We start from the raw sequence: 25,391 nt of genomic DNA on the forward strand, positions 1-25,391 counted from the left end.
TCATCTGACGGTGCGACCGTCACACGTCGGCCGACTGTGTGATGTCGGCCGCGATGGCCCGACGTGCGATCTCGGCGGCACCGAGCACCCCGGCGTTCTCGCCTAGTTGTGTCCCCCGGATGCGGGCGAGTTGACGATGCCCGGCACCGGTGATCAACCGCGCGTAATGCTCCCGTGCCTCGTCGAGATAGAGACCGGACGCCGTCCCCACACCACCGGCGATGACGATGAGATCGGGATCGAAGACGTCGGCGATCATCGCCAGACCTTGTCCGAGTGAAGCGGCGAACGCCGCGAACGCCGCGACCGCGACGGCATCACCGTCGGCCGCGGCACCGGCGACACGGCGGCCGGTCAGCGAACCCGGATCGGCGGCGAGGTCGGCGGCCAGTTGCGAGCGCCCCCAATCGTCGTCGGCGAGCAGTTCCACCACGGTGTCCGCCAGAGCCGTTCCGCTGCAATACCTTTCCCAACATCCCCGCTTTCCGCAGGAACACGGGCGCCCATCGGGCACGATGGTGAGGTGACCGAGTTCGGGGGCCACCCCGAAACTGCCGCGGTAGATCTCACCGTCGATCAGCAGCCCGGCACCGATGCCCGTGCCGATCGCGAGGACGAGCGCGTTGTGTCCGCGGGCGGCAGCACCGTATCGACGCTCGGCGACCGCGGCCGCATTGGCGTCGTGTTCGGCGAAGACCGGAATCCCGATCCGCGCCGTCATCTCCTCGGCAACGCGTGTCTCCCGCCACGGCAGGTGCGGGGCGAAGCGCACCACCTGCCGGTCCGGCGTGAGGAATCCGGCGATGGCCATTCCGACCGCCTTCGCCGACCATCGTGAGGTGAGTTCACCGACCAGCCGGTCCAGGCAGTGCTCGAGCGCGGTGGCCGTCGGCGGAGTTGCCGCGCGCAGCGTGTCCAGCATGACGCCCTCGTCGTCGACGACCGCCGCACGCACGCTCGTACCACCGATGTCGATGCCAATCGTCAGCTCCGCCATCAGTTCTCACCTTCGGGCGCCGAGTGGTCGGACCGGCGTGGCCTCGGCGCGTCCGCCGACGGCATGCCCGGCCGGTCGGAGCCCGGCGCGCGAGGGGCGCGAGGGTCGTCCGAAAGCCGCACCGAGATCGGCTGGTACCGACGCGGCGCCGGACCGGCGTCGGCGGGCACGGTCCGCAAGGCCGCCGCGATCGCCTCGAGCAGGGTGATGAACGCCGCGATCAGCCGGGCCAGCAGGTCACCGATCTCGCGCATGAGCGAGGTGACGTCGCCGACGAGGTCGGCGCCGAGGCCATCACGCAGAAATGTCTCATGCAGAAAGGTTCCGGCTCCCGAGGGCGCACCCGCGGGCTGCTCGCCGGTCCCCAACCAGCCGGCAACCACGTCGATCTGGCCGGCCAGGGAAAGCAACAACTCGCGCAGCGGATCGCCGGCCGACCCACCGCGATCCGCGCCGGACGCCGACGCGCGCCCGCCGTCGGTACGACCGTTCTCGTCAGTATTCATACGTGTCGGGGCTCATGTGATCCGGGTTTCGGGTTTGGGCGTTCATGGGATTCGGCGCTCATGGGTTTCGGCGTTCATGGGATCCGGGGCGGCTCATACGGTCGGTACTCCATCCGGCAGCACTCCATCTGGCGTTTCGCGTGCACAAGCACGGTACCCTCTGCGCACGTGCCGCCCTATCCCGGGCAAGTCCGTGTCCGCGTCGCGCGTCGACGTCGGGTCTACTGCCCCCGCGGCCAGACGGCCGGGTCCGGAGCGAACCGCACACGCACCGACCGGCCGTCCCAACTCGCCTCGACGACGTCGCAACGACGGAGCACCGACGGCAGCCGCACCGCGTGCCGGTACCCGTCGACGGTGACCAGCAGGTCGTCGCCGCTGCGCCCGAGATCAAACCGTTGCGGGTCGGGCAGTCGCTGCTCCCATGACATCTCGAAGATCGTGTCCAGACCCGTGCCGCATACGGTGCGCACCTGCGCGGCACCACTACCCCGCGCGTCACCGGTCGGCTCGGCCAGCGTCACCGCGAGCTTCCGCAGGCGCGCAGGACGATCCAGCGGCGCGGCGGCAGCCTCGACCATTCGGATGACCACGTGCCGGTCCTTGATGTGTACCTCGGCCGGCTCGCCCGCGCGGACGCCCCGATTCACCAGAACCGAACGGAGCGGAAAGCCCATCAGGTCGGCGAGCGCCAGGTGTTGCGCCACCGCACGCGCCCCCCGGGCGTCGGCCGCGACGACGAGGTGACCGGCCAGCACATGCGGATCCGACAGCACCTCCGCGATGTCCTCGCAATCGCGGGCGATGGTGTCGATCGCGGCGGCCAACTGTGCGAGTACCGGACGCTCGGTGGCTGCGGCCAATCGGCGGTGCCGCGGCCAGAGCCGTTCGATCCCCTGCTCGAGGAACGACGGTGCACGAAGGAGAGCGAAGGCGTCGGCCACCCCGGACAGGTCGACGACGATGCGTTCCCAGCTACCGCTGACGGCCTCGTCACGGATGCGCCGCAGCAGCAGGAATTCCTCCACACCCGGCAACGTGGCGAGTTCGGCGGACTCGATACCGGCGAGGGTTCCCAGCATCGGCAGATTCAGCTTGGTGTCCCGGATACCCGCGGTCAGCAGACCCGCGAACGCCGACCACGTCTGTTCGACCGATTGCAGCCGTTCCAGGGTCAGCAGGTGCACCCCGGATGACACGGCGACCGTCGAACCGGGCAGACGGAAGACACCCAACAGATCCGGCGTCGGCGAGAGCCGGTCGATGGTGATCAGCAGGGTGTGGCGACCCGGCCGCGACAACGGCGCGCGGCTGGGTGGCCGACCGCGCTCGCGGCGCAGGGCGCCGGCGGCCGCGACCACCGAAATCCCGGAACCCCCCGGCCCCAGCACCATATGGATGGGAGTGAGATCGATCAGCCTTCGACCCTCTTCTTCAGTTCGTTGAGGGCCGAATCGGTGATCGCCTTCTCGGCACGTCGCTTGAGCCTGCCGATCATCGGCACCAGCAGGTCCACCATCAACGTGTAGGTGACCTTGCTCGATCCGGGAACCTGCTGGGTCACCTCGTATCTGCCGCGCTGATCACGCTGTAGATCGCTGGAGACCAGTTGCCAGGACACCCCGGTCCCGTCGCCGTCCCATTCGTAGCGCAGTTCATAGGTGTCACGCAGCACGCCCGCATCCAGGATGAAGCGCACCCGGACAGCGCGGTCGGCGCCGTCGCGTTCGAGGACCTCCACCGCCCGCGCCGCACTGACCCATTCCGGGTAGTTCTCGAAGTCGGCGATCACCGTCATGATGTCGGCGGCGTCGGCATTGACGACGATGGATTGCTCGGTGTGATCGGCCATCACGCACCGGTCCGGCCGGTCACAGACACAGCCGGCTCGCCGACCCCGCGGCCGCCCTCGAGGAAGTCCTTGCATTCGAAGGCCATCACTTTTCCGGCCGCCCGGCGGCGCCGATTGAGTTCGGCGATCCGGTCCGGACGCATCGCCTCGGCACCGCTTGTCCGCTCGACGGGTTCGGCATGGAGAAAATAGTGCAGGACGAAGCCGTCGAGCGCCGGCTCGCACCAGATCTCCATGGTCCCCGAGATGGGACCCGACACCTGCCAACGAATCCCGGCGTCCCCGCGGTCCTCGACGACCTCGAGACGCAGGTCGGGCCACCACCGCCGCCACCTGCTCCGATCGCCGACGACCCCGGATGCACTGCCCGGGTCCGCGGCGACGAAGGTGTCGTCGGCAACCTGAATGATCGTCACGTCTCCAGCTTCACATATCGCCCGCGGCGACCGGTAGCCAACCGGCGCGCCGGTACCCGATCCGGCGACCGGTGGGACCCCGTGGCCCGCCACACCCGTGACACGGCGTGTCATCGAGCGTCGTTACGATGGTCTGGTCATCGATGATGCAGGAGAGGTCCAGGATATGAACGAGTACAGCGTTCCGGCAGAGTTCACTGTCGGTGCCGACGAGAACGCCACCTCGATCATCTTCGGCATCGCCGAACGTACTCCCGCCAAGACGGTCTTCCGCCGCAAGGAGGACGATTCGTGGGTTCCGGTGCGCGCCGACGATGTCGCCGCGCGAATCACCGCGCTGGCCAAGGGGCTCATCGCCTCGGGTATCGGCCCCGGGGACCGCGTCGGACTGTTGTCGACGACCCGCCTGGAATGGCTGCTGCTCGACTTCGCCATCTGGTCCGCAGGTGCCATCACGGTCCCGATCTACGACTCGTCGTCGACTTCGCAGATCGAGTGGATCATGACCGATTCCGGCGCCACGATGATCCTGGTCGAGGAGGACAAGCACCGCGAGCTGTTCGAGGCGGCCGCCCTCGAGCGGCCGGTCACGGTGCTCCAGATCGACCGCACCGACGGCCCGGGTGCACTCGACGAACTGACCGCGCTCGGCGCCGATGTACACGACGACGAGGTCACCAAGCGACGCGCGACCGTACACGCCGCCGATCCGGCGACCCTCATCTACACCTCGGGCACCACCGGCCGCCCCAAGGGATGCGAACTGACCCACGCCAATATGCTCTCGGAGGTTCGGGGCGTCCTCGAGGGCAACATGTCCACCCTCCTCGGCGACGGTAAGCGGCTGCTGATGTTCCTGCCGATGGCCCACGTGCTGGCCCGGGCCATCACGCTGGTCGCGATCGAGGCGGGCGTCGAGGTGGGCTTCACCAACGACATTCCCGGTCTGGTACCGGAATTCGCGGTGTTCAAACCGTCATTGATCCTGTCGGTGCCGCGGGTGTTCGAGAAGGTCTTCAACACCGCCCAGCAGAAGGCCCACGACGAGGGCAAAGGCAAGATCTTCGATCTGGCCGCGACGACCGCGGTGCAATATGCCACCGCGGTCGAACGTGGCGATGCCGGAATCCTGTTGCGCGCCAAGCACGCGGTATTCGACAGGCTGGTCTACCGCAAGCTGCGCGCCGCGCTGGGCGGACAGTGTGAACTCGCGATCTCCGGCGGCGGCCCGCTCGGCGCACGCCTCGGCTTCTTCTTCTCCGGCATCGGAATCCCGGTATACGAGGGTTACGGACTCACCGAGACGACGGCCGCGGTCACCGTCAACACACCGGGCGCCGTCCGGATCGGTACCGTCGGAAAGCCGTTGGCGAGCAACGCCGTTCGTATCGCCGAGGACGGCGAGATCATGCTGCGCGGCGGGGTCGTGTTCGAGGGCTACTGGCACAACGACGAAGCAACCGCCACCGCGATCTCCGACGGCTGGTTCCACACCGGTGATCTGGGTTCGCTCGATGGCGACGGATTCCTCAAGATCACCGGCCGCAAGAAGGAGCTCATCGTCACCGCCGGCGGGAAGAACGTCTCCCCCGCCGGCCTCGAAGACGTGATCCGCGCCGACGCCTTGGTGTCACAGGCCGTGGTCGTCGGTGATCAGAAGCCGTTCATCGCCGCCCTGATCACCGTCGATCCCGAGGCGTTCCCGGCCTGGAAGGAACGCAACGGCAAGCCCGCCGATGCGTCGGTCGCCGATCTGGCCGACGACCCCGACCTGCGCGCCGCGATCCAGTCGGCGGTCGACGAGGCCAACAAGACCGTCTCGCATGCCGAGTCGATCAAGAAGTTCCGGATTCTCAACTCGGACTTCAGCGAGGAGACCGGAGAGATGACGCCTACCTTGAAGGTCAAGCGCAACGTGGTGGTCGACAAGTTCTCCGACGACATCAACGCCCTCTACACCAAACGCTGACACCGCGGCTTCGCGTCAGAGCAGCTGCCGCAGGCGCGCCGCGATCTGTGCCCACTGCCACCGTTCCTCGACGAAAACCCGTCCTTGGCGGCCCATCTCGGCCGCGGCATCCGGATCCGACAGGATCGCGATGAGGGCGAACGCCACCGCGGCCACATCGGTGCCGTCGACGACGGTTCCGGTGATGCCCTCACGCACGGTCTCCGGCGCCCCACCAGAATTCCCGGCGACCACCGGCACCCCACTGGCCGACGCCTCCAGATAGACGATTCCGAGTCCTTCGACGTCGAGGCCGCCGGCACGGGTGCGGGCCGGCATCGCGAAGACGTCGGCAGCCGCGTGGTAGGCGGGCAGATCGTCGGCGGGTACCGAGCCGGTGAAGATCACGTGCTCGGCCACCCCTTCGGACTGCGCGAGCTTGTCCAGCGTGTCGGCATATGGACCGCCCCCGACGATGACGAGCACCGCGTCGGCGATCTCGGACCGGATGAGCGGCAACGCCCGGATCAGCACATCCTGTCCCTTGCGCGGCACCAGTCGAGACAGACAGAGGATCGTCGGCCGGTCCCCCAGACCCAGCTGTCCGCGAATCCGCCTGCGGGCCTGGTCATCCGGCGCAAAACGCGTCACGTCGACCCCCGGCGGCAGATACTCGAGGGCCGCGCGCGGGCCGAATGCCGAGGCGAAGCGGCCACGGGTGTAGCGACTCACGAAGGTGATGACGTCGGTGTTGTCACCGATGTGGCGTAAGACCGCACGGGCGCCGGGGAGCATCGACCAGCCGACCTCATGACCATGGGTACTGGCGATGACGCGGCTCGCCCCGGCCCGACGCAGGTGCCCGGCGAGCACCGCCAGGGGTGCGGCAGCACCGAACCATACCGTCGAAATCTGTTCCTCACGAACGATTCTCGCGGCTCGGCGGGCGACGAACGGCGTGGGCAACATCAACGTCGTCGGGTGCCGGTAGACCCGGTAGGGCACTTGGGCGTCGAATTCCTTGTCGCTGCGTCCGCGCCATCGCGGTGCATATACGACCACCTCATCGGGATCGAGGAGATCCACCAGGTTCTGCAGGTACGACTGGATTCCCCCACGACGGGGCGGAAAGTCGTTGGTCACCAGGAGGGTTCGGCGCGTCACCCCATCATCCTCGTCGATCTCATCGCAATTCCCGCGTCAGCCACGCCTGCCACCGCTGAACGAATTGGGCCCGCGACAGGCCCAGCGTGGCCGCGAGCGCCGCATCCTGACGGCCGCCGTCGCCGGCAGCGCCCACTGCGGTGTAGAGCGTCTTGAGCTTGTTTTCCCCATAGGTACCGGCGACGAACGCGGCCACCGACCACGCCGATTGGTACGCCATCTGCGGCGAGTCGCCGCCGAGTGAGAATTGTGCATCGCTCGGCAGGTCCGTCGGCACCTGACCGGATTGCACCGCCGCAGCGAGATCTGGGGCCGCATCGGCCGGGCGGGTGTAGGTGCCCTTGCGTCCGACATATTCGGCGACTCCCTCGGTGAGCCACATCGGCGCTGCGGTCGCCGTTTGCGCGCGGGTGGCGACGTGGGTCAGTTCGTGCCGAAGTACCACTCCCAGGACCGGGTCGGGCAGGTCCCGGGCGGCCGGCGTCAAGATGACGCGTTGACCGGTTGCGGTGCGCGCCGAGAGGTCGAGTCGCGCATAGATCGTCGCGGCTGCAGCGGTGTCGGTGGCCGACCCGGCCACCGCGTGGAACTGGTCGTCGGTGTCGGTGGCGAGTATCGCCGCGCGTTGCGCCCAGTCCGAACCCCAGAACCCCGACACCGCGGCCACCGCCCCCGGCAAGAGCTTGCGAATGCGGTCGACGGTGGCGGAGGTACCCGGGTAGGAGGCGATCACCGACGTACCGCCCACGGTGGCGACATCGGTCGCGGTGAGTCCGGGCAGATCCCACATCTGGGTCGGTGGCGCCGGCTCGCCGACCAGTGTCGCGTCCCCCACCAGCTTCCAGGTGTCGTCGTAACGCGCCGCCACGAGCTGGGTGTTGATGACCACGTCGTCCTCACCGATGCCCGGCGTCGACGCACCGCCGAGAGCCACATGCATCTCGACCGGTGCCACCCAGGTGTCGGAGCTGCCCTGTTGGTTCAGACGGGCCTGCAGCCCGGCCGGGATCAGCGTCTCGGCCTCTTCGGTAGGTGCGAGCTGGTAGCGCAATTCCTTGAGCCGCAGCCGATTGGGCGTGCTCGAACCCGACGGTCCGGCCCGTCGAACGGCCGGCGAAAGATTGTCCTGAGCCGTCTGTAGCCGGTCGCGCAGCGCCGGCGTCACCGACGGATCCAGCAGTGCGGCGAGATCGGCTGAACTGCCACTGTGCAGCGCACTCGCCAGCGCGTCGAGCAGTCTGGTGACGCCCTGCGTCCGCTGCTGGAAATAGACGTTCGTGGTGGTCGCCGACGCCGACGAAGACCTGCCCGGCCCGCTCCCACCACCGCCATCGCCGCACGCGGTCACCAACAGCGCAACGGCTGCCAGCGTCGCGAGGAGTCCCCGCGCCTGACACGCCGAGGCTCGCCGACCGACGCGGACTCCCTCCACGCGCAGCGGGATCTCAGTAGCGACGCGCGGAGTTGTACGGGCCCGCATCGTCGATCGGGACGACCTTGACCGGCACGCCGAAGGTGGACGCGTGGATCACATAGCCGTCGCCGACATACATGCCGACGTGGCTCGCGTCAGAGTAATAGATGATCAGGTCGCCGGGCTGAAGGTCCGGCCGGGCGACGGGCGTGCCCCCGGCCAGTTGCGCCTCACTCGAGCGCGGCAACGTCTTTCCGGTCTGCTTGTACGACCACACCATCAGGCCGGAACAGTCGAAGGAGTCCGGGCCGGTGGCACCCCACACATACGGGTCGCCGATACGAGTCAGTGCGGCCTGGACGGCAACGAGTGCCGGGGCGGTGCCGCGCGGGATCGAAGCCGGATCGAAGTCGATACGGGGGCCGGCCAGCGCTGCGAGCTCTTTACCGGTCAGACTCTGGTAGATCACCCGGACCTGTGCGGCCTGCAGTTGGAGTTCGGCCTGCTTCTTCTGCAGGTCACCTCGTACGCGCTCGGCATCGGTGACCGCCCGGGTCGCCGCTGCCGCCGTCGAGTTCGCGGTCTCGAGAGCCGAAACAGTGTGGGCGCGTCCCTGTTTGAGGGCGGACAGTTCCGTCGCGGTACGGCGCGACACCATCTCGAGGCCGGACATCTGATCGAGCAGGTTTTGCGGCGAATCACTGGTCAAGACTGCGTAGAGACGGTTGGACCGGCCACCCATGTAGCTGACCCGGATCAGCGAGTCGAAGCGCGACTGCAACCCGTTCAGCGCGACCTGCGAACGGTCGAGCGAGGTCTGTGCGTCGGCGGCGGCCTTCTTGGACCGGCCGACGATCTGACGCTGTTTGTCGTACTCGATCTGAGCGTTGTGCATCTGCTCGGTCGAGGTCTCGGCCTCCCGGCTGAGTGCGCGGTAGCGCGCAAGCAACTGGTCGGCCGATTGCGGTGGATCAGCCGCGGCCTGCGGACTGTCGAAGACCGCCCCGAAGGGGGTCATCGCGATCGCCAATACCGCGATCACGGTGGTCAGCGCCAAACGTACGGATCGATTGTGAACGATCGCCGAACCGGCTCCCACGGTTGTCACCACACTTCCCTAGCCACTTCCCCAAACGACACGGGCCAGACACCCTGTGCCCGCGGCGATTCACACCCGTCCTCGACGGGGCTCAGGCGGATCGCGCCGCGCACGATCCGCCCGAAACACACTCACACGTTTTCACCGGAGCCGAGGTCAGTATCGACGAACTCCCGTCAGCGACCAACCCTTGACGGCGGACTTCTCCACCGGCACGCCCTCGGTGGACGCCTGGATGAACTGGCCGTTGCCGATGTAGAGGCCCGCGTGGCTGCCACCGTTGAAGATCAAGACATCGCCGGGCTGCGCGTCGGCGTAGTTGACCGCACGTCCGCCGCCGAGTTGTCCGTAACTGTCGCGCGGGATGGTCTTTCCGGCCTGCTGGTACGACCAGTAGACCAGGCCCGAGCAGTCGAAGGCATTGGGGCCGGCCGCACCGTAGACGTACGGTGCGCCGATCTTGGATTCCGCGGCGCGAACGGCCTTTTGCGCGGCCGTGTCGACCGGCGCGGTGATGCCACCGCCACCGCCACCGGGACGGAACTGGTTCGGAACCTGGTTCTGATCAATACCGGGCAGCGTGAACTTACCGAGATTCGGGATCTCGATGGTCGCGCTCGGCGCCGGAGCGGCCAGAGCCGGACCTGCGGCAACGGCAAGCGAGCCGACGGTCAGCGAGCCCGCGATCATCGCCTTCTTGGCGATGCTGCTGCCGCGATTCGGCTGTTCCAAACGATGTTTGGCCACGAAACGAGTTCTCCTTTGGTTCTCCCTTGACCGCCTACCGAGTTAGCTGTCGGGTTCGGGCCGAGAGAATGGCCCTATGCGATCCGGGCACAGGTGTGCCCGGGGCGCAATTCACCCCAATCCGGATTGCTCCGAAAACGTGTGGTTCCCCGGTTCGTCCGTCGGACGATTGAGCGGTGATCTTCACAGACCACTTCTTGGTGAAGCGGGACGCTCTGCGAAGGTCTCGGAAAGGTTACGAAATCAGATGCAGGTCTGTCCACTAGGGGACACGACGTCCGACTTCGGCCGACGACTAGCCCGCACGCAAAATCCGCAACCCGGGCCTCGCTGCGGGCCCGCACGCTGGGCCGATGGTTAGTTTTGCCGATCGTGCAGCGGCGGTGCTGACCATCGAAGCATCGGCGAAGACGCCTACGGCCGAACAGATCTCGGCGTCGGAATCGCCCATCTGCCGACCCTCTCGGACGCCGCGGCGATCGGGGTCGAGAGCAGCGTCGCCGCTGGTCATGGGCCCCACAAGAAGGCTCATCATGCAGCCGTCACACGCCCGGTGACGACCGGGACAACTCGTGCAGTCGATGTACATTGTGATCTCCATCTCACTCGGTCGTCGTTGGCTGTGTCGGCGGGCGATTCCATTGGAACCCGGCCCCGTTTCAGGTGGGCGACCGGAAGGATTCGGCCCTGGTGCTGACCACCGCCGACGACACTAGGACCGGCCACCGACACAAACGGCTCGTCTGCCGTTCGAGGTGCGCGCGTCGATGCGGCACCGGGGCGGTCCGCCGACGAAGGTTGTCGGTAGGTCGAACTAGCGTTCGCGATGTGGTGGCAGATACAGCTCAGCTCTCGTTCGCCGACCTGACCCGGTCGGCGGCCGGAGACCTCGGTTTCGGTGAACGTTCGCTGTTCGACACGACGATCGTGGTCGTCGACCTCGAGACCACCGGCGGCGATCCGGCGCGCGATGCGATCACCGAGATCGGTGCCGTGAAGGTGCGCGGCGGCGAGATCCTCGGCGAATTCGCCACTCTGGTCGATCCGCAGCGGTCGATCCCGCCGCAGATCGTCACGCTCACCGGCATCACCGAGATGATGGTGTACGACGCACCGCGGATCGGCGAGGTGCTCTCTTCGTTCATCGAGTTCGCACGTGGATGTCTGCTCGTCGCCCACAACGCACGCTTCGACATGGGATTCCTCCGGCACAACGCCACCCGGCTCGCGATGGACTGGCCGTTTCACACCAGTTTGTGCACCGTGCGCCTCGCTCGGCGCGTCCTGACGCGCGACGAGGCGCCGACGGTCCGGCTCGGTGCGCTGGCCGAGCTGTTCGATGTCTCGGTGCGGCCGACGCACCGAGCCCTCGACGACGCGCGGGCCACCGTGGAGGTACTGCACCACCTCCTCGAGCGCATCGGCAATCAGGGCGTACGCACCTATGCCGACCTCACCGCATACCTACCCCGTGGCAATCCGCGGCTGCGCGCGAAAAGAAGTCTGGGTGAAGGACTTCCATCGCGGCCAGGGGTTTACCTTTTCCGCGGTCCCTCCGATGAGGTGCTCTACGTCGGCACCGCCACCGATCTGCGGCGCCGCGTGCTGTCCTATTTCACCGGCTCCGACCCGCGCGGCCGGATCAACGAGATGGTGACTCTCGCCGCTCGCGTCGACCACGTCGAATGCGCACACGCACTCGAGGCGGGCGTGCGTGAGCTTCGGCTGATCCTCGGGCACTCCCCCGCCTACAACCGGCGCTCCACCCGCCCGCACCGCGGTTGGTGGATCACACTGACCGCCGAGCGCTTTCCCCGCCTGCAGATCACCCGCACACCGGGTATCGATTCGGTCGGACCGGTCCGCAATCGCAACCGCGCCGCGGAGATCGCCGAGATCATCGCCCGCGCAACCGGACTCCGCACCTGCCGGGCGCGGCTGCCGGCCGGCACGGTCCATCACTGGTGCCCGACCCCAGCCGACGGCGGCGACATCGTCGGCGGATGCGCGGCCGCTTCGACACGTCCGCTGACCGTCTCGGACTACGTGCGTCGGGTACGTGCGGCACACGATCTGCTCACCGGTCGCAACGCCGCGGCGCTGTCGGATCTGATTGCCGAACTCGAGCACCTCACCGCGGCGCAGATGTTCGAAACCGCTGCCCGGCACCGGGATCGGGTGGCCGCAACCATCGAAGTCCTCGCCCGGTGCCAACGCCTGGCAGCGCTCTGTCGGATCGAAGAACTCGTCGTCGCCCGGCCCGACGGCGAGCGCGGATGGGAACTGGCCGTCATTCGGCACGGCCGGCTGGCCTCGGCCGGGCACGCTCCCCGTGGGGTGGCGCCCATGCCCGTGGCCGAGGCGCTCATCGCGGCGGCGGAGACCGTGCTTCCCGGCGACGGACCGCTGCTCGGTGCGTCGCCGGACGAGTCGGCGCTGTTGTACCGGTGGATCACCGAACCGGGCATCCGCATCGTCTCGACGACCGACGGCTTCGCGGTCCCGGCCGGCTCCGCGATGAGCCGGGTCGATTGGGCCTCGGCAGCGCGTAACGCGGCACAGTCCCCGCCTCCCGACGCGTCGGTCCGCCGCCCACGCGGCGCTGTCGACCGTCGGTCGTCGGTCCGGCCCGGGCATAAGGTGATGCCATGATCACCGCCATCGTCCTCATCCACGCCGATGTCCACCAGATCCCGGAGACCGCGCAGGCGGTCGCCGACATCGCCGGTGTCGCCGAGGTGTACTCGTGTGCAGGCGACGTGGATCTGATCGCGAAGGTGAAGGTGCGTGACCACGCCGAGATCGCCGAAGTGGTGACCGGCCGGATCAATCGGCTCCCCGGGGTGACCCACACCGCCACCCACATCGCCTTCCGAAGCTATTCCAGCTCGCAGGTCGAGGGTGGCTTCTCCATCGGCGAAGAGTAAGAGGACAACGCAAGCAGCTTCCGGACGACACCGCTTCCCGGCGCGGCCGCCTCAGGAGCGCGGGCTCAGCTCCTGCGAGCGGAGAACCCAGCGGTCGAGCAGTGCCGTGGCGTCCCCGGAGTCCAGAACACGCTCGGCACGCCCCTTCGCAGCGCTCATCGCCGTGACGAATCCGGCCGCATCGAAACGTTCGGTCATCTCCGCCGAAACGATCGCGCCGGCTGCATTGAGAACGACGGCATCGCGCACCGGCCCTCGCCGGCCCGCGAAGAGCTCCTGCGCGATCGCGGCGTTGACGGTTGCGTCGCCACCCTGCAACGCCGAGAGGGCAACGTAATCGATCCCGAGGTCTCGTGGATCGAGTCTGAGCTGGGTGACCTCGCCGCCGATGACCTGCCAGACCGTCGATGTGGTGGTGGTCGTCAGCTCGTCGAGGCCGTCGTCGCCGCGCACCACCAGCACCGTGGCGTCGCGTTCGGCGAACGCTTGCGCGAGTACCGGCGCGAGGTCGGCAAAGGCGCATCCGATCAGACCACGCGACGGCCGCGCGGGGTTGGTCAGCGGTCCGAGCACATTGAAGACGGTAGGAATGCCGATCTCGCTGCGCGGCGGCCCGGTGAACCGGAATGCCGGGTGAAACACGGGGGCAAAGCAGAAGCCGATGCCCAGCTCGTCGACGCACCGACCCACCTCGGCCGCGCCGAGTCCGATCGACACGCCCAGCGCCTCGAGCACATCGGCACCGCCGCTCTTCGACGACGCCGCCCGGTTCCCGTGTTTGACCACCCCGACGCCGGCCGCGGCGATGACGATGGCGGTCATGGTCGAGATGTTCACCGTATGTGAGCGATCCCCACCTGTACCGACGACGTCGATGGCCGGCCGCGACACCGACACAGGCACCGCGTGCTCGAGCATGGCGGCGGCGAGTCCGCGCAATTCGGCGGGCGCAGCACCTTTCATCTTGACGCCGACCCCGAAGGCCGCGATCTGCGCTCCTGTCGCACTGTCGGTCATGATCTCGTTCATCGCCCATGCCGCTTCGTCGACGGTCAGATCGATCCCGTCGGTGACCCGGCCCAGGATCTGCGGCCACGTGTACGTCTGCGCGCTGCTCACGTCAAGAACTGTAGTGGCCACGGGTTTCGCCGCGGACCGCAGGCGTTCACCCCTCGCCGGGTCACGGTTCCTGGGTCGCGACGGCTCGCTGCAGCACCTGCCACGCCAGGGCCACCCCACCGTGGCGCGCCCCGAGTCCGGCCATCCGAGACCGTTCCTGCGACAGATGCAACGCATCGACGAGTTGCACCCGGGCCAGCAGCACGGACACGTGACCGTCGGGGATAGCGATTTCAGGAGCCGGCAGTGCGGCCGTGGGACTCACCGGCCGGTATCCGTCGAGCGCGGCCAGCGCGACCGCCTCGTCGACGCGCTCGCCCGGCAGTGCCACCAGATGGCGCACCACCGCTTGGTCGTCGGACCGCCACGGGGACCCGGCCAACACGGCCGAACTCGATGCGGCATCGTCGGTGCACGCGACCACAACCTGCAGGTCAGCATCGTCTACGCCGATCGCCGATGGTGCGCGCCGGCCACCGAGTCTGGCCGCAAGGCGCTGCCGCCGCGACGGCGGCACCGGGCGCCCGTTGAGGTCGTGCGGCACGCGACCGCCCGACGCCTCGGACCCCGACTGCGACGAACCCATATCACCGAGCAAACCACACCTATGGGAGACGAGGACACGCCGAGCGGCCCAGCGCAGTGGCGCCGACCAGCGGGAAGAGAAAAAGTTCCCACCAATCTCGGACCCAAGTGGTCACCGCGTACTACGAACCGTCATACTTCAACTTGTGACTAGCGCTGTAGGTACTTCCGGGACGGCCATCACCGCGCGCGTGCACTCACTCAACCGACCCAACATGGTGAGTGTCGGCACGATCGTCTGGCTGTCCAGTGAGCTGATGTTCTTTGCGGGTCTGTTCGCGATGTACTTTGTCGCGCGCGCCAACGCCAACCCGCAATTGGGCTGGCCGCCCGAGCCCACCGAACTGAATCTCAAGCTCGCGATTCCGGTGACGACAGTCCTCATCCTGTCGTCGGTGACCTGCCAGATGGGCGTCTTCGCCGCCGAACGCGGTGACGTCTTCGGCCTGCGCCGCTGGTACGTGCTGACATTCCTGATGGGCGCCTTCTTCGTCTGCGGCCAGGGCTATGAGTACTTCCACCTGGTCCAGGAGGGCACCACACTCTCCTCGAGTTCCTACGGCTCGGTGTTCTACATGGCCACCGGATTCCACGGACTCCACGTGATCGGCGGACTGGTCGCCTTCATCTTCCTGTTGATCCGGACCAAGCTGTCGAAGTTCACCCCGGCCCAGGCAACCGCCGCGATCGTCGTGTCGTACTACTGGCACTTCGTCGACATCGTCTGGATCGCCCTGTTCGTCACGATCTACTTCATCCGATGACGGCGCCGTACACCGCCCCGGCCCATCCGGATAGAACATGCTCCCGCGGGTGATCCCGCACCACAGCCCAGAGTCCGTCCGCTAGTAGAGAGACACAGATGAGTTCATCTCCACCGCGCTCGTCGGATAGCGATGCAGCTGACGCGGTTGATTCGGTCGTGACGCCGACGCCGCCGTCGGGCGGCACCGCCCGCCGGTCGAAGGCACGACGTAAGCTTCGCCGCCGTGTCAGCGGCCTGATCCTGTTGCTCGCCGGCCTGTTCATGGCCGGACTGGTGGCGTCGCTGCTGACGCCCAAGCCGCAGGTCGCCACCGCCGACGTCGACAACGCCGCGCTCATCACCGCCGGAAAGCAGCTGTATGACACGTCATGTGTGACCTGTCACGGCGCGAACCTGCAAGGCGTGCCCGACCGTGCCCCGTCGCTGCTGGGCGTCGGTGACGCGGCAGTCTACTTCCAGGTGTCGACCGGTCGCATGCCCGCGGCGCGCGGTGAGGCGCAGGCGCTACGCAAGCCGGCGAAGTTCACCACCGCCCAGATCGATCAGCTCGGCGCCTACGTACAGGCGATGGGTGGCGGTCCCAGCGTCATCTACGAGCACAATCCGGACGGCTCGATCAAAACCGAGAACGGTGTGCGCGTCGTCGCCCAGGAATCGCTGCGCGGCAAGAATCTCGGCCAGGGCGGGGAGCTGTTCCGACTGAACTGCGCCTCCTGCCACAACTTCACCGGCCGCGGCGGTGCCCTGTCCGGCGGTAAGTTCGCACCGCCACTGAGCGACGTCAAGGAACAGCAGATCTACACGGCCATGCTGACCGGACCGCAGAACATGCCGCGGTTCTCCAACCGGCAGCTCTCGACCGAGGAAAAGCAGAACATCATCGGCTTCGTCAAGTACGTCACCGAATCCAAGCCGCAGGGTGGCCTCGGGCTCGGTGGCTTCGGCCCGGTCAGTGAGGGCATGGTGATGTGGTTTGTCGGGGTTGTGGCGCTGGTCGCCGCCGCGATGTGGATGGGATCTCGAGCATGAGCGTCAGCGACAAGGACGCCCCTACCAGGGACGAACTCGATCAGATGAGCACCGACGAGCTGGTCAAGCTAGGCACCAACCTCGACGGGGTGGAGATCATCCACCGGGGTCAGCGCTATCCCGAGCCCGGTACCCGCGCAGAGAAGCGCGCGTCCCGCCAGGTCACGATCTGGCTGACCATCTCAGGGATCTCAGCCCTCGCCTGCTTCGTCGTGTTCTGTTTCAACCACTGGCGTTTCACCATGTCGGGCTCGCCGAAGTACTGGTGGTACACCCTCAACACGCCGCTGCTGGGCATCACCTTCGGTCTGTCGATCCTGGCGATCGGTATTGCACTCGCGCTGATCACCAAGAAGTTCCTGCCTTCGGAGCTGTCGGTGCAGGACCGTCACGACGGACCCGGTTCCAGTGATGTCGACAAGGCGACCATCGTCGCCCAGCTCAAGGACACCGGCACCACCTCGACCCTCGGACGCCGCAAGATGCTCATCGGATCGGGCCTTTTCGCCTTCGGTGCGCTGGCCTTCACCGGTGTGATCGCGGCGCTCGGTGGCTTCATCAAGAATCCGTGGGCCGATCGTGGGGATGCCCCGCTGTGGAATACCGGATGGTCCCCGATCTACAACTCCAAGGAGAACCCCAACGAGACGGTGTTCTTGCGCCGCGACGTGGGTGACCCGTACCGGGTGGCACTCGTGCGGCCCGAGGATCTCGACTCCGGCGCGATGGAGACCGTGTTCCCGTGGCGCGCGTCCGACGGCCTCGGTGAGACCGAGGAGTCGCGGGAGAAGCTGGTCTGGGGCCTCCGGTATGTCAGCAACCCGGTGATGCTCATCCGCCTGCGTCCCGCCGATGCCGCGCACGTCATCAAGCGCAAGGGCCAAGAGAGCTTCAATTACGGCGACTACTTCGGCTACACCAAGGTGTGCAGTCACCTCGGCTGCCCCACCTCGCTCTATGAGCAGCGCACCAACCGCATCCTGTGCCCGTGCCACCAGTCGCAGTTCGATGCGCTCGACTCGGCCAAACCGGTCTTCGGACCGGCCGCACGTGCCCTGGCACAGTTGCCGATCACAGTGAATGATCAGGGTTATCTGGTCGCCAACGCCGCGATCAACCGCGGCAACTACATCGAACCCGTCGGACCGGCTTTCTGGGAGCGTGATTCATGACCATCGCCGACCGCCTGGCGACGCAGGCCGAAGAGGTGGACTCCCGGTATCACCTCGCGTCGGGTATGCGCCGACAGATCAACAAGGTGTTCCCGAGCCATTGGTCGTTCCTGCTCGGTGAGATCGCTCTGTACAGCTTCATCATCTTGCTGTTGTCGGGTGTGTACCTGACCTTCTTCTTCGATCCGTCGATGAGCGAGGTCATCTATCACGGGGATTACGATCCGCTCAAGGGCGTCATGATGACGCGCGCATACGAGACCACGCTCAACATCTCCTTCGAGGTTCGCGGCGGTCTGTTCGTCCGGCAGATCCACCACTGGGCGGCGCTGCTGTTCGCCGCCTCGATCGTCATCCACATGGCGCGCATCTTCTTCACCGGCGCGTTCCGGCGACCACGCGAGGCCAACTGGATCATCGGCTGCCTTCTGCTGATCCTGGCGATGTTCGAGGGCTTCTTCGGCTATTCGCTTCCCGACGACCTGCTCTCGGGTACCGGCGTCCGTGCCGCGATGAGCGGTATCGTCCTCGGAATCCCGTTGGTGGGCACCTGGATTCACTGGGCACTGTTCGGTGGTCAATTCCCGGGCGACATCATCATCCCGCGCCTGTACGTGATGCACATTCTGTTGTTCCCGGGCATCATCCTGGCGCTCATCGGTGCGCACCTGGCACTGGTCTGGTACCAGAAGCACACCCAGTTCCCCGGCCCCGGCCGCACCGAGAAGAACGTCGTCGGTGTGCGCATCATGCCGGTGTTCGCCGCCAAGGGTGGAGCGTTGTTCGCCCTGGTGACCGGTGTTCTCGCGATTATGGCCGGCATCTTCCAGATCAACCCGGTCTGGGTGCTCGGTCCGTACAACCCGGGCCAGGTGTCGGCCGGCTCGCAGCCGGATATCTACATGATGTGGACCGACGGCCTGCTTCGTCTGGTGCCCGACTGGGAGCTGTACTGGGGTCACTACACGATCCCCGCGGTGTTCTGGGGTGTGGTGATCATCGGCTTGGTGTTCGCGGTCATGTTCTCGTACCCGTGGATCGAGAAGCGGCTGACCGGCGACGACGCGCACCACAACCTGCTGCAGCGCCCGCGTGACACCCCGGTCCGCACCGGGCTCGGTGCGCTGGCGTTCTCCTTCTACATCATCTTGACGTTGATGTGCATGAACGACATCATCGCGCTCAAGTTCCACATCTCGCTCAACGCCACGACCTGGGCCGGGCGTATCGGACTGATCGTGGTGCCGCCGCTGATGTACTTCATCACCTACCGGTGGGCGTTGGCGTTGCAGCGCAGCGACCGCGAGGTCCTCGCCCACGGCATCGAGACCGGCATCATCAAACGACTGCCGCAGGGCGAATACATCGAGCTGCACCAGCCCCTCGGCCCCGTCGACAGTCATGGTCATCCGATTCCGCTGCCATACCAGGGTGCGGCAGTCCCGAAGCGGATGAACAAGCTGGGGTCCTCGGGTGCACCCGGTACCGGTTCGATCCTCATCGCCGATCCGCCCGAGGAGCAGGCACACAATGCCGCACTCGACCATGAGCACGAGATCGCCGAGCGCAAGGCGCTGCGCGAGTTGCAGGAAAAGGGCGGTAATCCGCTCGAGTGATCCCGCGGACCGGGCTCTGACCCGGGAAGCGACTGTCCGACAACACGAATCGGCTGCCGTCACCGAACTGGTGACGGCAGCCGATTCGTATGTTCACTTCCGGGGATCGTGACCCGGCACGCTATCGACCTCGGCCACAGCGGGTCTGCCCACTCCCCTACCCCGGCCAGTTCGGTGGCAACCATGCCCCGAATCACACGCTGCCGCTTGCCAGTCCACGCGGTCGACCAGCGAGTGAACGAGGTGACTCGCTCACTCGGCGCGCTCGACGCCGCCGTCTACGACTCGATCGCCCGATCTCCCAGCCCACTACTCGACGCGACGATGCCGAGCCTCACCCGCGCGGCCGACCACAGCAAGCTGTGGCTCGTCGTCGCAGCCGCGCTGGCCGTAAGCGGCCGGCCCGACCTTCAGCGCGGTGCCGTGCGTGGTCTCGGTTCACTCGCGGTGACCAGTCTTGTGACCAATCAGGTCGCCAAACGCATCCGCCGACGAGCCCGGCCGAACACCACCCTCGTGCCTGCCATCCGCCGAAGTCGCGTCCTGCCCACATCCAACTCACTGCCCTCCGGCCATTCGGCCAGCGCCGCGGCGTTTGCGATCGGTGTCGCGATCGAGAATTCCGTTGCGGGCCTTGGGCTATCCGCGTTGGCGGGTCTTGTCGGATTCTCGCGGGTCGCGACCGGCGCACACTATCCGGGCGACGTGGCGATCGGACTGGGCATCGGCGCGGCGGTGGCCACCGCCGGCGCTCGGATTGCGCCGCCGATCATGCGCCGGCGCATCTGCATCCCGCCGACAGCCGCCTACCCGCGGCGACGGCCCGCCGGTGACAGACGGCGCAAATGTCACCGTCCTGCTCAACCCATCGTCGGCAGCGGGAGCGGCGGCGCGATCCGGGCACAGCTCGTCGACGAGCTGCCGGCCGCGCGCATCGTCGAACTGGGCTCCGACGACGACTTTCGCGACGTCGCTCGCGCAGCTGCTGCCGACTGTGAGGTGCTCGGCGTGTCCGGCGGGGATGGGACGGTGGCTGCCGCTGCCGCGGCCGCATTGGCCGCCGATCGTCCACTCGCCGTGTTTCCCGGCGGCACCTTCAATCACTTCGGCCGCGACATCGGCGCCCTCACCGTCGACGACACCCTCGATGCACTGCGAAACCGGCAGGTGTGCCGTGTCGATGTCGCCTGGATCAACAACGAACGGTTGGTTCTCAACACCGTCAGCATCGGCTCATATCCGCATTTCGTCCGCGCGCGCGAACGCCTCGAACACCGCACGGGAAAAACGGTGGCGAGTACCGTGGCGATTCTGCATGTGTGGGTCATGCGCGCCCGCAGCGCATCCGGGTCAACGGCGAAGAACTCGATGTGACGCTGTTCCTCCTCGGAAATTCCATGTACGGTTCGTCGGGTTTCGCCACTTCCCGCCGCGAACGCCTCGACGACGGACTCCTCGACGTGCGCTTCCTGCTCAGCGGAAACCGGTGGGCGTACGCCCGTTTGGTGCTCGAATTGGTCAGCGGCCGTCTGCAGCGGTCGAGCTCGTATCGAGAGATGCAGGTACCGCAGTTTTCCTTCACCTCCGACGACCCGGTCGTCGTCGCGCACGACGGTGAAATCGGTGAGTCGTACCGCGCGGCACGGTCCGCGTCGCCTACCGCGCTTTGCAGGTGTACGGGTCGAGCATCGTCGGCCGGTGACCTGCGAGCAGTCGCGTCGCCCGCCGGTCACGGTGTGGGTCGGACCTGCCTCCGCCGGCCCGACCGCGTCGCCGTCATATCCGTCGAGCCCATAGGAATGACTCAGCCGCACCCCGAGTCGGGGTGCGGCTGAGTCTGATCGTGGTGGGTCGGCGCCGGCGGCCCCCCGACGGCTCATCGGCCGTCGGTCAGTGCTTCTCCGGTCCGACGTGGTACTCGAAGACCAGCCCGGCTGCGCTGCCGATGATGCAGACGGCGGCGAAGATGCAGAACCAGATGTTGCCGGTCGCGAAGCCGATGGCGAACATCGCGGCCGAGGCGGCGACCAGGATCGGCCACCACGAATGCGGGCTGAAGAATCCGAGTTCACCCGCACCGTCCTCGACGTCGGCGTCCTCGTAGTCTTCCGGCCGGATCTCTACGCGACGTGCGACGAACCGGAAGTAGGTTCCGGCGATCAACGTCAGTCCGGCACTGAAGAACATGCCGACGACGCCCACCCACTCCACGCCGCGCGACGTGAAGGCGGTGCACAGCGTGTAGATGACGCCGGCGAGGAAGAAGAACGCAGTCAGGAGCTCGAAGAGCCGTGCTTCGATCTTCACTGGAAGTCACTCTCCTTGATCGTGCAGCCCGGGAGGCGGGTGTTGTTCGGATCGCCGGTGGCGGTTGCGGTGCCGTCGGATTGGCGGCGGGTGTCGAACGGCACGGTCACCACCGATTTCGGTTGCTGGCAAATCGCCTGCAGCGCTTCGGCGTTACTCGCACGCGGGTTGTTGTCCCGGTAAGTCATGTACCGCTCGAAGTCTTGCGGCGAGATCGCTCGCACCTCGAAGTTCATCATCGAGTGGTAGGTGCCGCACATCTCCGCGCACCGCCCCACAAACGCGCCGGTACGATCGATTTTCTCGATCTGGAAGACGTTCTCGGTGTGGTTCTGTTTCGGGAACGGCATCACGTCGCGCTTGAACAGGAACTCGGGCACCCAGAAGGAGTGGACGACGTCGGCTGCGGCCAGCTCGAATTCGACACGCTGATCGGTCGGCAGCACCAGGATCGGGATCTCGGTGGAGGTACCGATGGTCTCGACCTTGTCGAAACGCAGGTAGTCGCGGATGTCGTTGTTGCGTCCGTTGTCCGGTCCGGGCAGCGGCTCGCCGTCGTGCGTGTTCTCCTGTTGCACCTGCAGATCGAAGGGGTTACCCAGCGTGCTCTGGTAGTGCTTCTCCTGGCCACCGATCTCGGCCTGCCGGTACCCGAACTTCCAGTTCCACTGGAAGGCGGTGACGTCGACGACGACCTTGGGGTCGTCGGTCTTCTTCTCCACGTCGGTCTGCACGATGACCGTGAAGTAGAACAGGACCGCGATGATGACGAACGGAATGGCCGTGTAGGTCAGCTCCAGTGGCACGTTGTAGGCGGTCTGTCGCGGGAATTCGTCCTGACCTTCCTTGTGCCGGTGGAAGGTGATGGTCCAGAAGATCAGACCCCACACCAGGATGCCCATTATCAATGCCGCGATGACCGACCACGTCCACAGGTGGCGCATTGCCTCCGCCTGTGGGGTTATGCCGGTGGGCCAGCCGAACCTCGCGACGTCGTCGCCTCGGCAGCCCGTCATCACCAGAGCACCGACGGCGAGGATCGCGACTATGCCGAACCGTTTTGTCACCCGCGACGCGGACGAAACACGCCGGGCTCGGGGCCGTTCACCGTGTGCCAATTTCACGCCTTCCTGCTCGCTCGCCGCGACGTTCCCGTCACGCGAGTCGCATGCCACATGACCTGCTCCGACGCGTTGTCTCCGAAGGGAACCCGGCCACCGGCCGAACTGCCCGCGGGCACCACGGTCAGACCGTGGCCGCGCCTATGTACTACGCAGCGTAGACCAACTCTCAGGAACTTTTTCGGTTGGGGTGGATCAGCGCGTCGAATTCGCGCCGGACGCCCCGACATGCCCTGTCGGCCGATGATTTGGTCGCCGACGAGCCCTACGCCGGAGCACCCGGACATCCCCGATGCGGCATACTCGGACCCGGCCGGATCATCTTGTTCGGTGACCTGTTCCCACTATCCGAAAGAGGCCTGAATCCCTGTGTGTGGCTTGCTCGGTCTGCTGACCCCCGACGGATCGGCCGGATCCGCCGTCGACCTCATCGCCGCGGCCTCGCACTGCATGCGTCATCGTGGCCCGGACGAACCGGGCACCTGGCACGACGACGATCTGGTCCTCGGGTTCAATCGCCTCTCGATCATCGATATCGAGCACTCGCATCAGCCGCTGCGCTGGGGCCCGCCGGAAAGTCCCGAACGCTATGCCCTGGTGTTCAACGGCGAGATCTACAACTACTTGGAGGTGCGCGCCGAACTGGCCGACGACGAGCACGCCGTATTCCGCACGGAGGGCGACGGCGAGGCGATTGTCGCGGCGTTCCATCATTGGGGGCCCGATGCGGTGCGCCGGCTGCGCGGCATGTTCGCCTTTGCCATCTGGGATACCGAAACCCGGACGCTGTTCCTGGCGCGCGACCCGTTCGGTATCAAGCCGATGTTCCTCGCGACGGGCCCGGGCGGCACCGCCTTCGGCAGTGAGAAGAAGAGCCTGCTGGAGCTGATCGATCGACTCGATGTGTCGGCCGACCTGGATCTGCGCGCGCTCGAGCACTACACGGAACTGCAGTACGTGCCCGAGCCGGAGACGCTGCACACCTCGATCCGTCGACTCGAATCAGGTTGCCACGCAACGGTTCGCCCAGGCCAAGCCCCTTCGGTGACGCGCTATTTCACACCGCAGTTCGGCATCCGGCCGGTCACCGACGCGACCCGGCAGAAGCGCTATGACGAGATCGCCGACGTGCTCGCCGATTCGGTGGCCAAGCACATGCGTGCCGACGTGACGGTTGGCTCGTTCTTGTCCGGTGGCATCGATTCCACGGCGATCGCGGCGCTGGCGATCCGCCACAACCCCGACCTCATCACGTTCACCACCGGATTCGATCGCGACGGCTATTCCGAGATCGACGTCGCCGCCGAGTCCGCTGAGGCGATCGGCGCCCGCCATATCGTCAAGGTCGTCGACGAGGACGAATTCATCAGCGCGATCCCGAAGATCGTCTGGTACCTCGACGACCCGGTGGCCGATCCGGCGTTGGTGCCCCTGTACTTCGTCGCCGCCGAGGCCCGCAAACATGTCAAGGTGGTGCTCTCCGGGGAGGGCGCCGACGAGTTGTTCGGCGGCTACACCATCTACAAGGAGCCGCTGTCGTTGTCGGCGTTCGACCGACTGCCGCAGATGTTGCGCCGCATGGCGGGCAAGGTGTCGGACCGCATTCCCGAGGGCACCCGCGGCAAGAGCCTGCTGCATCGCGGGTCGCTGACGCTCGAGGAGCGCTATTACGGCAATGCCCGCAGTTTTGACGACGCGCGCCTGCGCGCGGTCTTGCGCGATTACCGTCCGGAGTGGACGCACACCGATGTGACCGCACCGATCTACGCGCGCAGCCAGGACTGGGATCCGGTTGCACGGATGCAACACATCGACCTGTTCACCTGGCTGCGCGGGGACATCCTCGTCAAGGCCGACAAGATGACGATGGCCAATTCGCTGGAGTTGCGTGTGCCGTTCCTCGACCCCGAGGTGTTCGCGGTTGCCGAGGCGCTGCCGTTCGACGAGAAGATCGCCCACGGCACCACCAAGTACGCGCTACGCAAGGCGCTCGAGCAGATCGTGCCGCCGCACGTGTTGCACCGCAAGAAGTTGGGCTTTCCCGTCCCGATCCGCCATTGGCTCGCCGGCTCACAGATGTATGACTGGGCGCACGAGACGATCACCGCCTCGCAGACCGATCACCTGTTCAACAAGGCGGCCGTCATCACGATGCTCGAGGAGCATCGAGAAGGCACCGTCGACAACAGCCGCCGGTTGTGGACGGTGCTGATCTTCATGGTCTGGCACGCCATCTTCGTCGAACAGACGCTGGTTCCCGAGATCACCGACCACACCTACCCCGTCCGGCTGTAGCTCGCCGACTCCCGCCGGGCGCGTCGGGTCCGCACGACGCCAGCTGCTCCCCCGCCGGGCGCGTCGGGTCTGCACGACGAAGAGCGAGGAGCGCAGCGACGATGCGGCGCCACCCCGCCGGGCGCGTCGGGTCTGCACGACGAAGAGCGAGGAGCGCAGCGACGATGCGATGAGGAGGAAGACCCGGCGCCAAGAGCCCGGCGGGCGCGACGGCGAAGCCGGCGCCAACAACTCCGCCGGGCGCGTCGGGTCTGCACGACGAAGAGCGAGGAGCGCAGCGACGATGCGGCGCCACCCCGCCGGGCGCGTCG

The 25,391-nt window shown here is 66.7% G+C and carries 23 protein-coding genes and 1 riboswitch; of the genes, 10 read left to right on the plus strand and 13 right to left on the minus strand.

Annotated elements, in window-relative coordinates:
- Positions 1–19: 19 nt before the first annotated feature.
- The 5 genes from ACPXB3_RS06635 to ACPXB3_RS06655 form a co-directional block, all read right to left on the minus strand.
- Positions 20–997, minus strand: coding sequence for an ROK family protein (locus tag ACPXB3_RS06635; RefSeq protein ID WP_425705841.1), 978 nt, complete (start codon positions 995–997; stop codon positions 20–22).
- Complete coding sequence (locus ACPXB3_RS06640; protein ID WP_425705840.1) at positions 997–1,503, minus strand: hypothetical protein; 507 nt, start codon at positions 1,501–1,503, stop codon at positions 997–999. The genes ACPXB3_RS06635 and ACPXB3_RS06640 overlap by 1 nt, the downstream gene beginning before the upstream one ends.
- A gap of 221 nt (positions 1,504–1,724) precedes the next feature.
- Positions 1,725–2,897, minus strand: a complete 1,173-nt coding sequence (locus tag ACPXB3_RS06645; RefSeq protein WP_425727127.1) for an ArsA-related P-loop ATPase — start codon at positions 2,895–2,897, stop codon at positions 1,725–1,727.
- Between the two features lie 20 nt (positions 2,898–2,917).
- Positions 2,918–3,355: an SRPBCC family protein gene (locus ACPXB3_RS06650; RefSeq protein ID WP_425705838.1), complete on the minus strand. Its 438-nt coding sequence runs from the start codon at positions 3,353–3,355 to the stop codon at positions 2,918–2,920.
- On the minus strand, positions 3,355–3,771 hold the full coding sequence (locus ACPXB3_RS06655; RefSeq protein WP_425727129.1) for a hypothetical protein: 417 nt from the start codon (positions 3,769–3,771) through the stop codon (positions 3,355–3,357). Before ACPXB3_RS06655 ends, ACPXB3_RS06650 begins: the two co-directional genes overlap by 1 nt.
- A 166-nt stretch (positions 3,772–3,937) precedes the next feature.
- On the opposite strand from ACPXB3_RS06655, the gene ACPXB3_RS06660 reads away from it, so the two are divergent.
- Entirely contained in the window at positions 3,938–5,740 is a 1,803-nt protein-coding gene (locus tag ACPXB3_RS06660; RefSeq protein WP_425727131.1) for an AMP-dependent synthetase/ligase, read from the plus strand.
- Positions 5,741–5,755: 15 nt separating this feature from the next.
- Here the strand turns inward: ACPXB3_RS06660 and ACPXB3_RS06665 are convergent, their stop codons facing one another.
- The 4 genes from ACPXB3_RS06665 to ACPXB3_RS06680 form a co-directional block, all read right to left on the minus strand.
- On the minus strand, positions 5,756–6,883 hold the full coding sequence (locus ACPXB3_RS06665) for a glycosyltransferase family 4 protein (protein ID WP_425705835.1): 1,128 nt from the start codon (positions 6,881–6,883) through the stop codon (positions 5,756–5,758).
- A gap of 19 nt (positions 6,884–6,902) precedes the next feature.
- Positions 6,903–8,315 carry a peptidase MA family metallohydrolase gene (locus ACPXB3_RS06670; RefSeq protein ID WP_425705834.1) on the minus strand — a complete coding sequence of 471 codons (1,413 nt, stop codon included), beginning with the start codon at positions 8,313–8,315 and terminating at the stop codon, positions 6,903–6,905.
- A gap of 13 nt (positions 8,316–8,328) precedes the next feature.
- The gene (locus ACPXB3_RS06675; RefSeq protein WP_425705833.1) at positions 8,329–9,408 is read right to left on the minus strand and encodes an NlpC/P60 family protein; all 1,080 of its coding nucleotides are present in this window, start codon (positions 9,406–9,408) and stop codon (positions 8,329–8,331) included.
- A gap of 144 nt (positions 9,409–9,552) precedes the next feature.
- Entirely contained in the window at positions 9,553–10,143 is a 591-nt protein-coding gene (locus ACPXB3_RS06680) for a C40 family peptidase (RefSeq protein ID WP_425705832.1), read from the minus strand.
- A gap of 16 nt (positions 10,144–10,159) precedes the next feature.
- A riboswitch (cyclic di-AMP (ydaO/yuaA leader) is annotated at positions 10,160–10,329 on the minus strand.
- Positions 10,330–10,971: 642 nt separating this feature from the next.
- Here ACPXB3_RS06680 and ACPXB3_RS06685 point away from each other — a divergent pair.
- Both ACPXB3_RS06685 and ACPXB3_RS06690 read left to right on the plus strand, forming a co-directional pair.
- Positions 10,972–12,795, plus strand: a complete 1,824-nt coding sequence (locus ACPXB3_RS06685; RefSeq protein WP_425705831.1) for a DEDD exonuclease domain-containing protein — start codon at positions 10,972–10,974, stop codon at positions 12,793–12,795.
- Positions 12,792–13,070 (plus strand): Lrp/AsnC family transcriptional regulator, encoded by a 279-nt coding sequence (locus ACPXB3_RS06690; protein ID WP_425705830.1) that lies wholly within the window; start codon positions 12,792–12,794, stop codon positions 13,068–13,070. Before ACPXB3_RS06685 ends, ACPXB3_RS06690 begins: the two co-directional genes overlap by 4 nt.
- Before the next feature lie 51 nt (positions 13,071–13,121).
- Here the strand turns inward: ACPXB3_RS06690 and trpD are convergent, their stop codons facing one another.
- Together trpD and ACPXB3_RS06700 are read right to left on the minus strand one after the other, a co-directional pair.
- Complete coding sequence (trpD, locus tag ACPXB3_RS06695) at positions 13,122–14,189, minus strand: anthranilate phosphoribosyltransferase (RefSeq protein ID WP_425705829.1); 1,068 nt, start codon at positions 14,187–14,189, stop codon at positions 13,122–13,124.
- 61 nt (positions 14,190–14,250) lie between these two features.
- Complete coding sequence (locus ACPXB3_RS06700) at positions 14,251–14,775, minus strand: hypothetical protein (RefSeq protein WP_425705828.1); 525 nt, start codon at positions 14,773–14,775, stop codon at positions 14,251–14,253.
- A 145-nt stretch (positions 14,776–14,920) separates the two neighbouring features.
- Here ACPXB3_RS06700 and ACPXB3_RS06705 point away from each other — a divergent pair, with 145 nt between their 5' ends.
- From ACPXB3_RS06705 to ACPXB3_RS06730, 6 genes are all read left to right on the plus strand, one after another.
- Positions 14,921–15,538: a cytochrome c oxidase subunit 3 gene (locus tag ACPXB3_RS06705; protein WP_425705827.1), complete on the plus strand. Its 618-nt coding sequence runs from the start codon at positions 14,921–14,923 to the stop codon at positions 15,536–15,538.
- A 98-nt stretch (positions 15,539–15,636) separates the two neighbouring features.
- Positions 15,637–16,569 carry a c-type cytochrome gene (locus tag ACPXB3_RS06710; protein ID WP_425705826.1) on the plus strand — a complete coding sequence of 311 codons (933 nt, stop codon included), beginning with the start codon at positions 15,637–15,639 and terminating at the stop codon, positions 16,567–16,569.
- Complete coding sequence (locus tag ACPXB3_RS06715) at positions 16,566–17,741, plus strand: ubiquinol-cytochrome c reductase iron-sulfur subunit (protein WP_425705825.1); 1,176 nt, start codon at positions 16,566–16,568, stop codon at positions 17,739–17,741. Before ACPXB3_RS06710 ends, ACPXB3_RS06715 begins: the two co-directional genes overlap by 4 nt.
- Entirely contained in the window at positions 17,738–19,357 is a 1,620-nt protein-coding gene (locus tag ACPXB3_RS06720) for a cytochrome b (RefSeq protein WP_425705824.1), read from the plus strand. The genes ACPXB3_RS06715 and ACPXB3_RS06720 overlap by 4 nt, the downstream gene beginning before the upstream one ends.
- 243 nt (positions 19,358–19,600) lie before the next feature.
- Positions 19,601–20,731, plus strand: coding sequence for a bifunctional phosphatase PAP2/diacylglycerol kinase family protein (locus ACPXB3_RS06725; protein ID WP_425705823.1), 1,131 nt, complete (start codon positions 19,601–19,603; stop codon positions 20,729–20,731).
- 23 nt (positions 20,732–20,754) lie between these two features.
- Complete coding sequence (locus ACPXB3_RS06730) at positions 20,755–21,192, plus strand: hypothetical protein (RefSeq protein WP_425705876.1); 438 nt, start codon at positions 20,755–20,757, stop codon at positions 21,190–21,192.
- Positions 21,193–21,247: 55 nt separating this feature from the next.
- Here ACPXB3_RS06730 and ACPXB3_RS06735 read toward each other — a convergent pair whose 3' ends face one another.
- Positions 21,248–21,664, minus strand: a complete 417-nt coding sequence (locus ACPXB3_RS06735) for a cytochrome c oxidase subunit 4 (RefSeq protein ID WP_425705822.1) — start codon at positions 21,662–21,664, stop codon at positions 21,248–21,250.
- Positions 21,661–22,731, minus strand: a complete 1,071-nt coding sequence (locus ACPXB3_RS06740) for a cytochrome c oxidase subunit II (protein WP_425705821.1) — start codon at positions 22,729–22,731, stop codon at positions 21,661–21,663. The genes ACPXB3_RS06735 and ACPXB3_RS06740 overlap by 4 nt, the downstream gene beginning before the upstream one ends.
- 423 nt (positions 22,732–23,154) lie before the next feature.
- Between ACPXB3_RS06740 and asnB the strand changes: the two genes are divergently transcribed.
- Entirely contained in the window at positions 23,155–25,080 is a 1,926-nt protein-coding gene (asnB, locus tag ACPXB3_RS06745; protein WP_425705820.1) for an asparagine synthase (glutamine-hydrolyzing), read from the plus strand.
- Positions 25,081–25,391: the final 311 nt, after the last annotated feature.

It is taken from the genome of Gordonia sp. DT219 (genome assembly GCF_049847065.1).
Lineage (GTDB): Bacteria > Actinomycetota > Actinomycetes > Mycobacteriales > Mycobacteriaceae > Gordonia.

Coding starts and splice junctions, on each gene's coding strand:
- ACPXB3_RS06635 (WP_425705841.1), bottom strand. CDS start 997: ATGGCGGAGCTGACGATTGGCATCGACATCGGTGGTACGAGCGTGCGT.
- ACPXB3_RS06640 (WP_425705840.1), bottom strand. CDS start 1,503: ATGAATACTGACGAGAACGGTCGTACCGACGGCGGGCGCGCGTCGGCG.
- ACPXB3_RS06645 (WP_425727127.1), bottom strand. CDS start 2,897: ATGGTGCTGGGGCCGGGGGGTTCCGGGATTTCGGTGGTCGCGGCCGCC.
- ACPXB3_RS06650 (WP_425705838.1), bottom strand. CDS start 3,355: ATGGCCGATCACACCGAGCAATCCATCGTCGTCAATGCCGACGCCGCC.
- ACPXB3_RS06660 (WP_425727131.1), top strand. CDS start 3,938: ATGAACGAGTACAGCGTTCCGGCAGAGTTCACTGTCGGTGCCGACGAG.
- ACPXB3_RS06690 (WP_425705830.1), top strand. CDS start 12,792: ATGATCACCGCCATCGTCCTCATCCACGCCGATGTCCACCAGATCCCG.
- ACPXB3_RS06700 (WP_425705828.1), bottom strand. CDS start 14,775: ATGGGTTCGTCGCAGTCGGGGTCCGAGGCGTCGGGCGGTCGCGTGCCG.
- ACPXB3_RS06710 (WP_425705826.1), top strand. CDS start 15,637: ATGAGTTCATCTCCACCGCGCTCGTCGGATAGCGATGCAGCTGACGCG.
- ACPXB3_RS06715 (WP_425705825.1), top strand. CDS start 16,566: ATGAGCGTCAGCGACAAGGACGCCCCTACCAGGGACGAACTCGATCAG.
- ACPXB3_RS06720 (WP_425705824.1), top strand. CDS start 17,738: ATGACCATCGCCGACCGCCTGGCGACGCAGGCCGAAGAGGTGGACTCC.
- ACPXB3_RS06730 (WP_425705876.1), top strand. CDS start 20,755: ATGTACGGTTCGTCGGGTTTCGCCACTTCCCGCCGCGAACGCCTCGAC.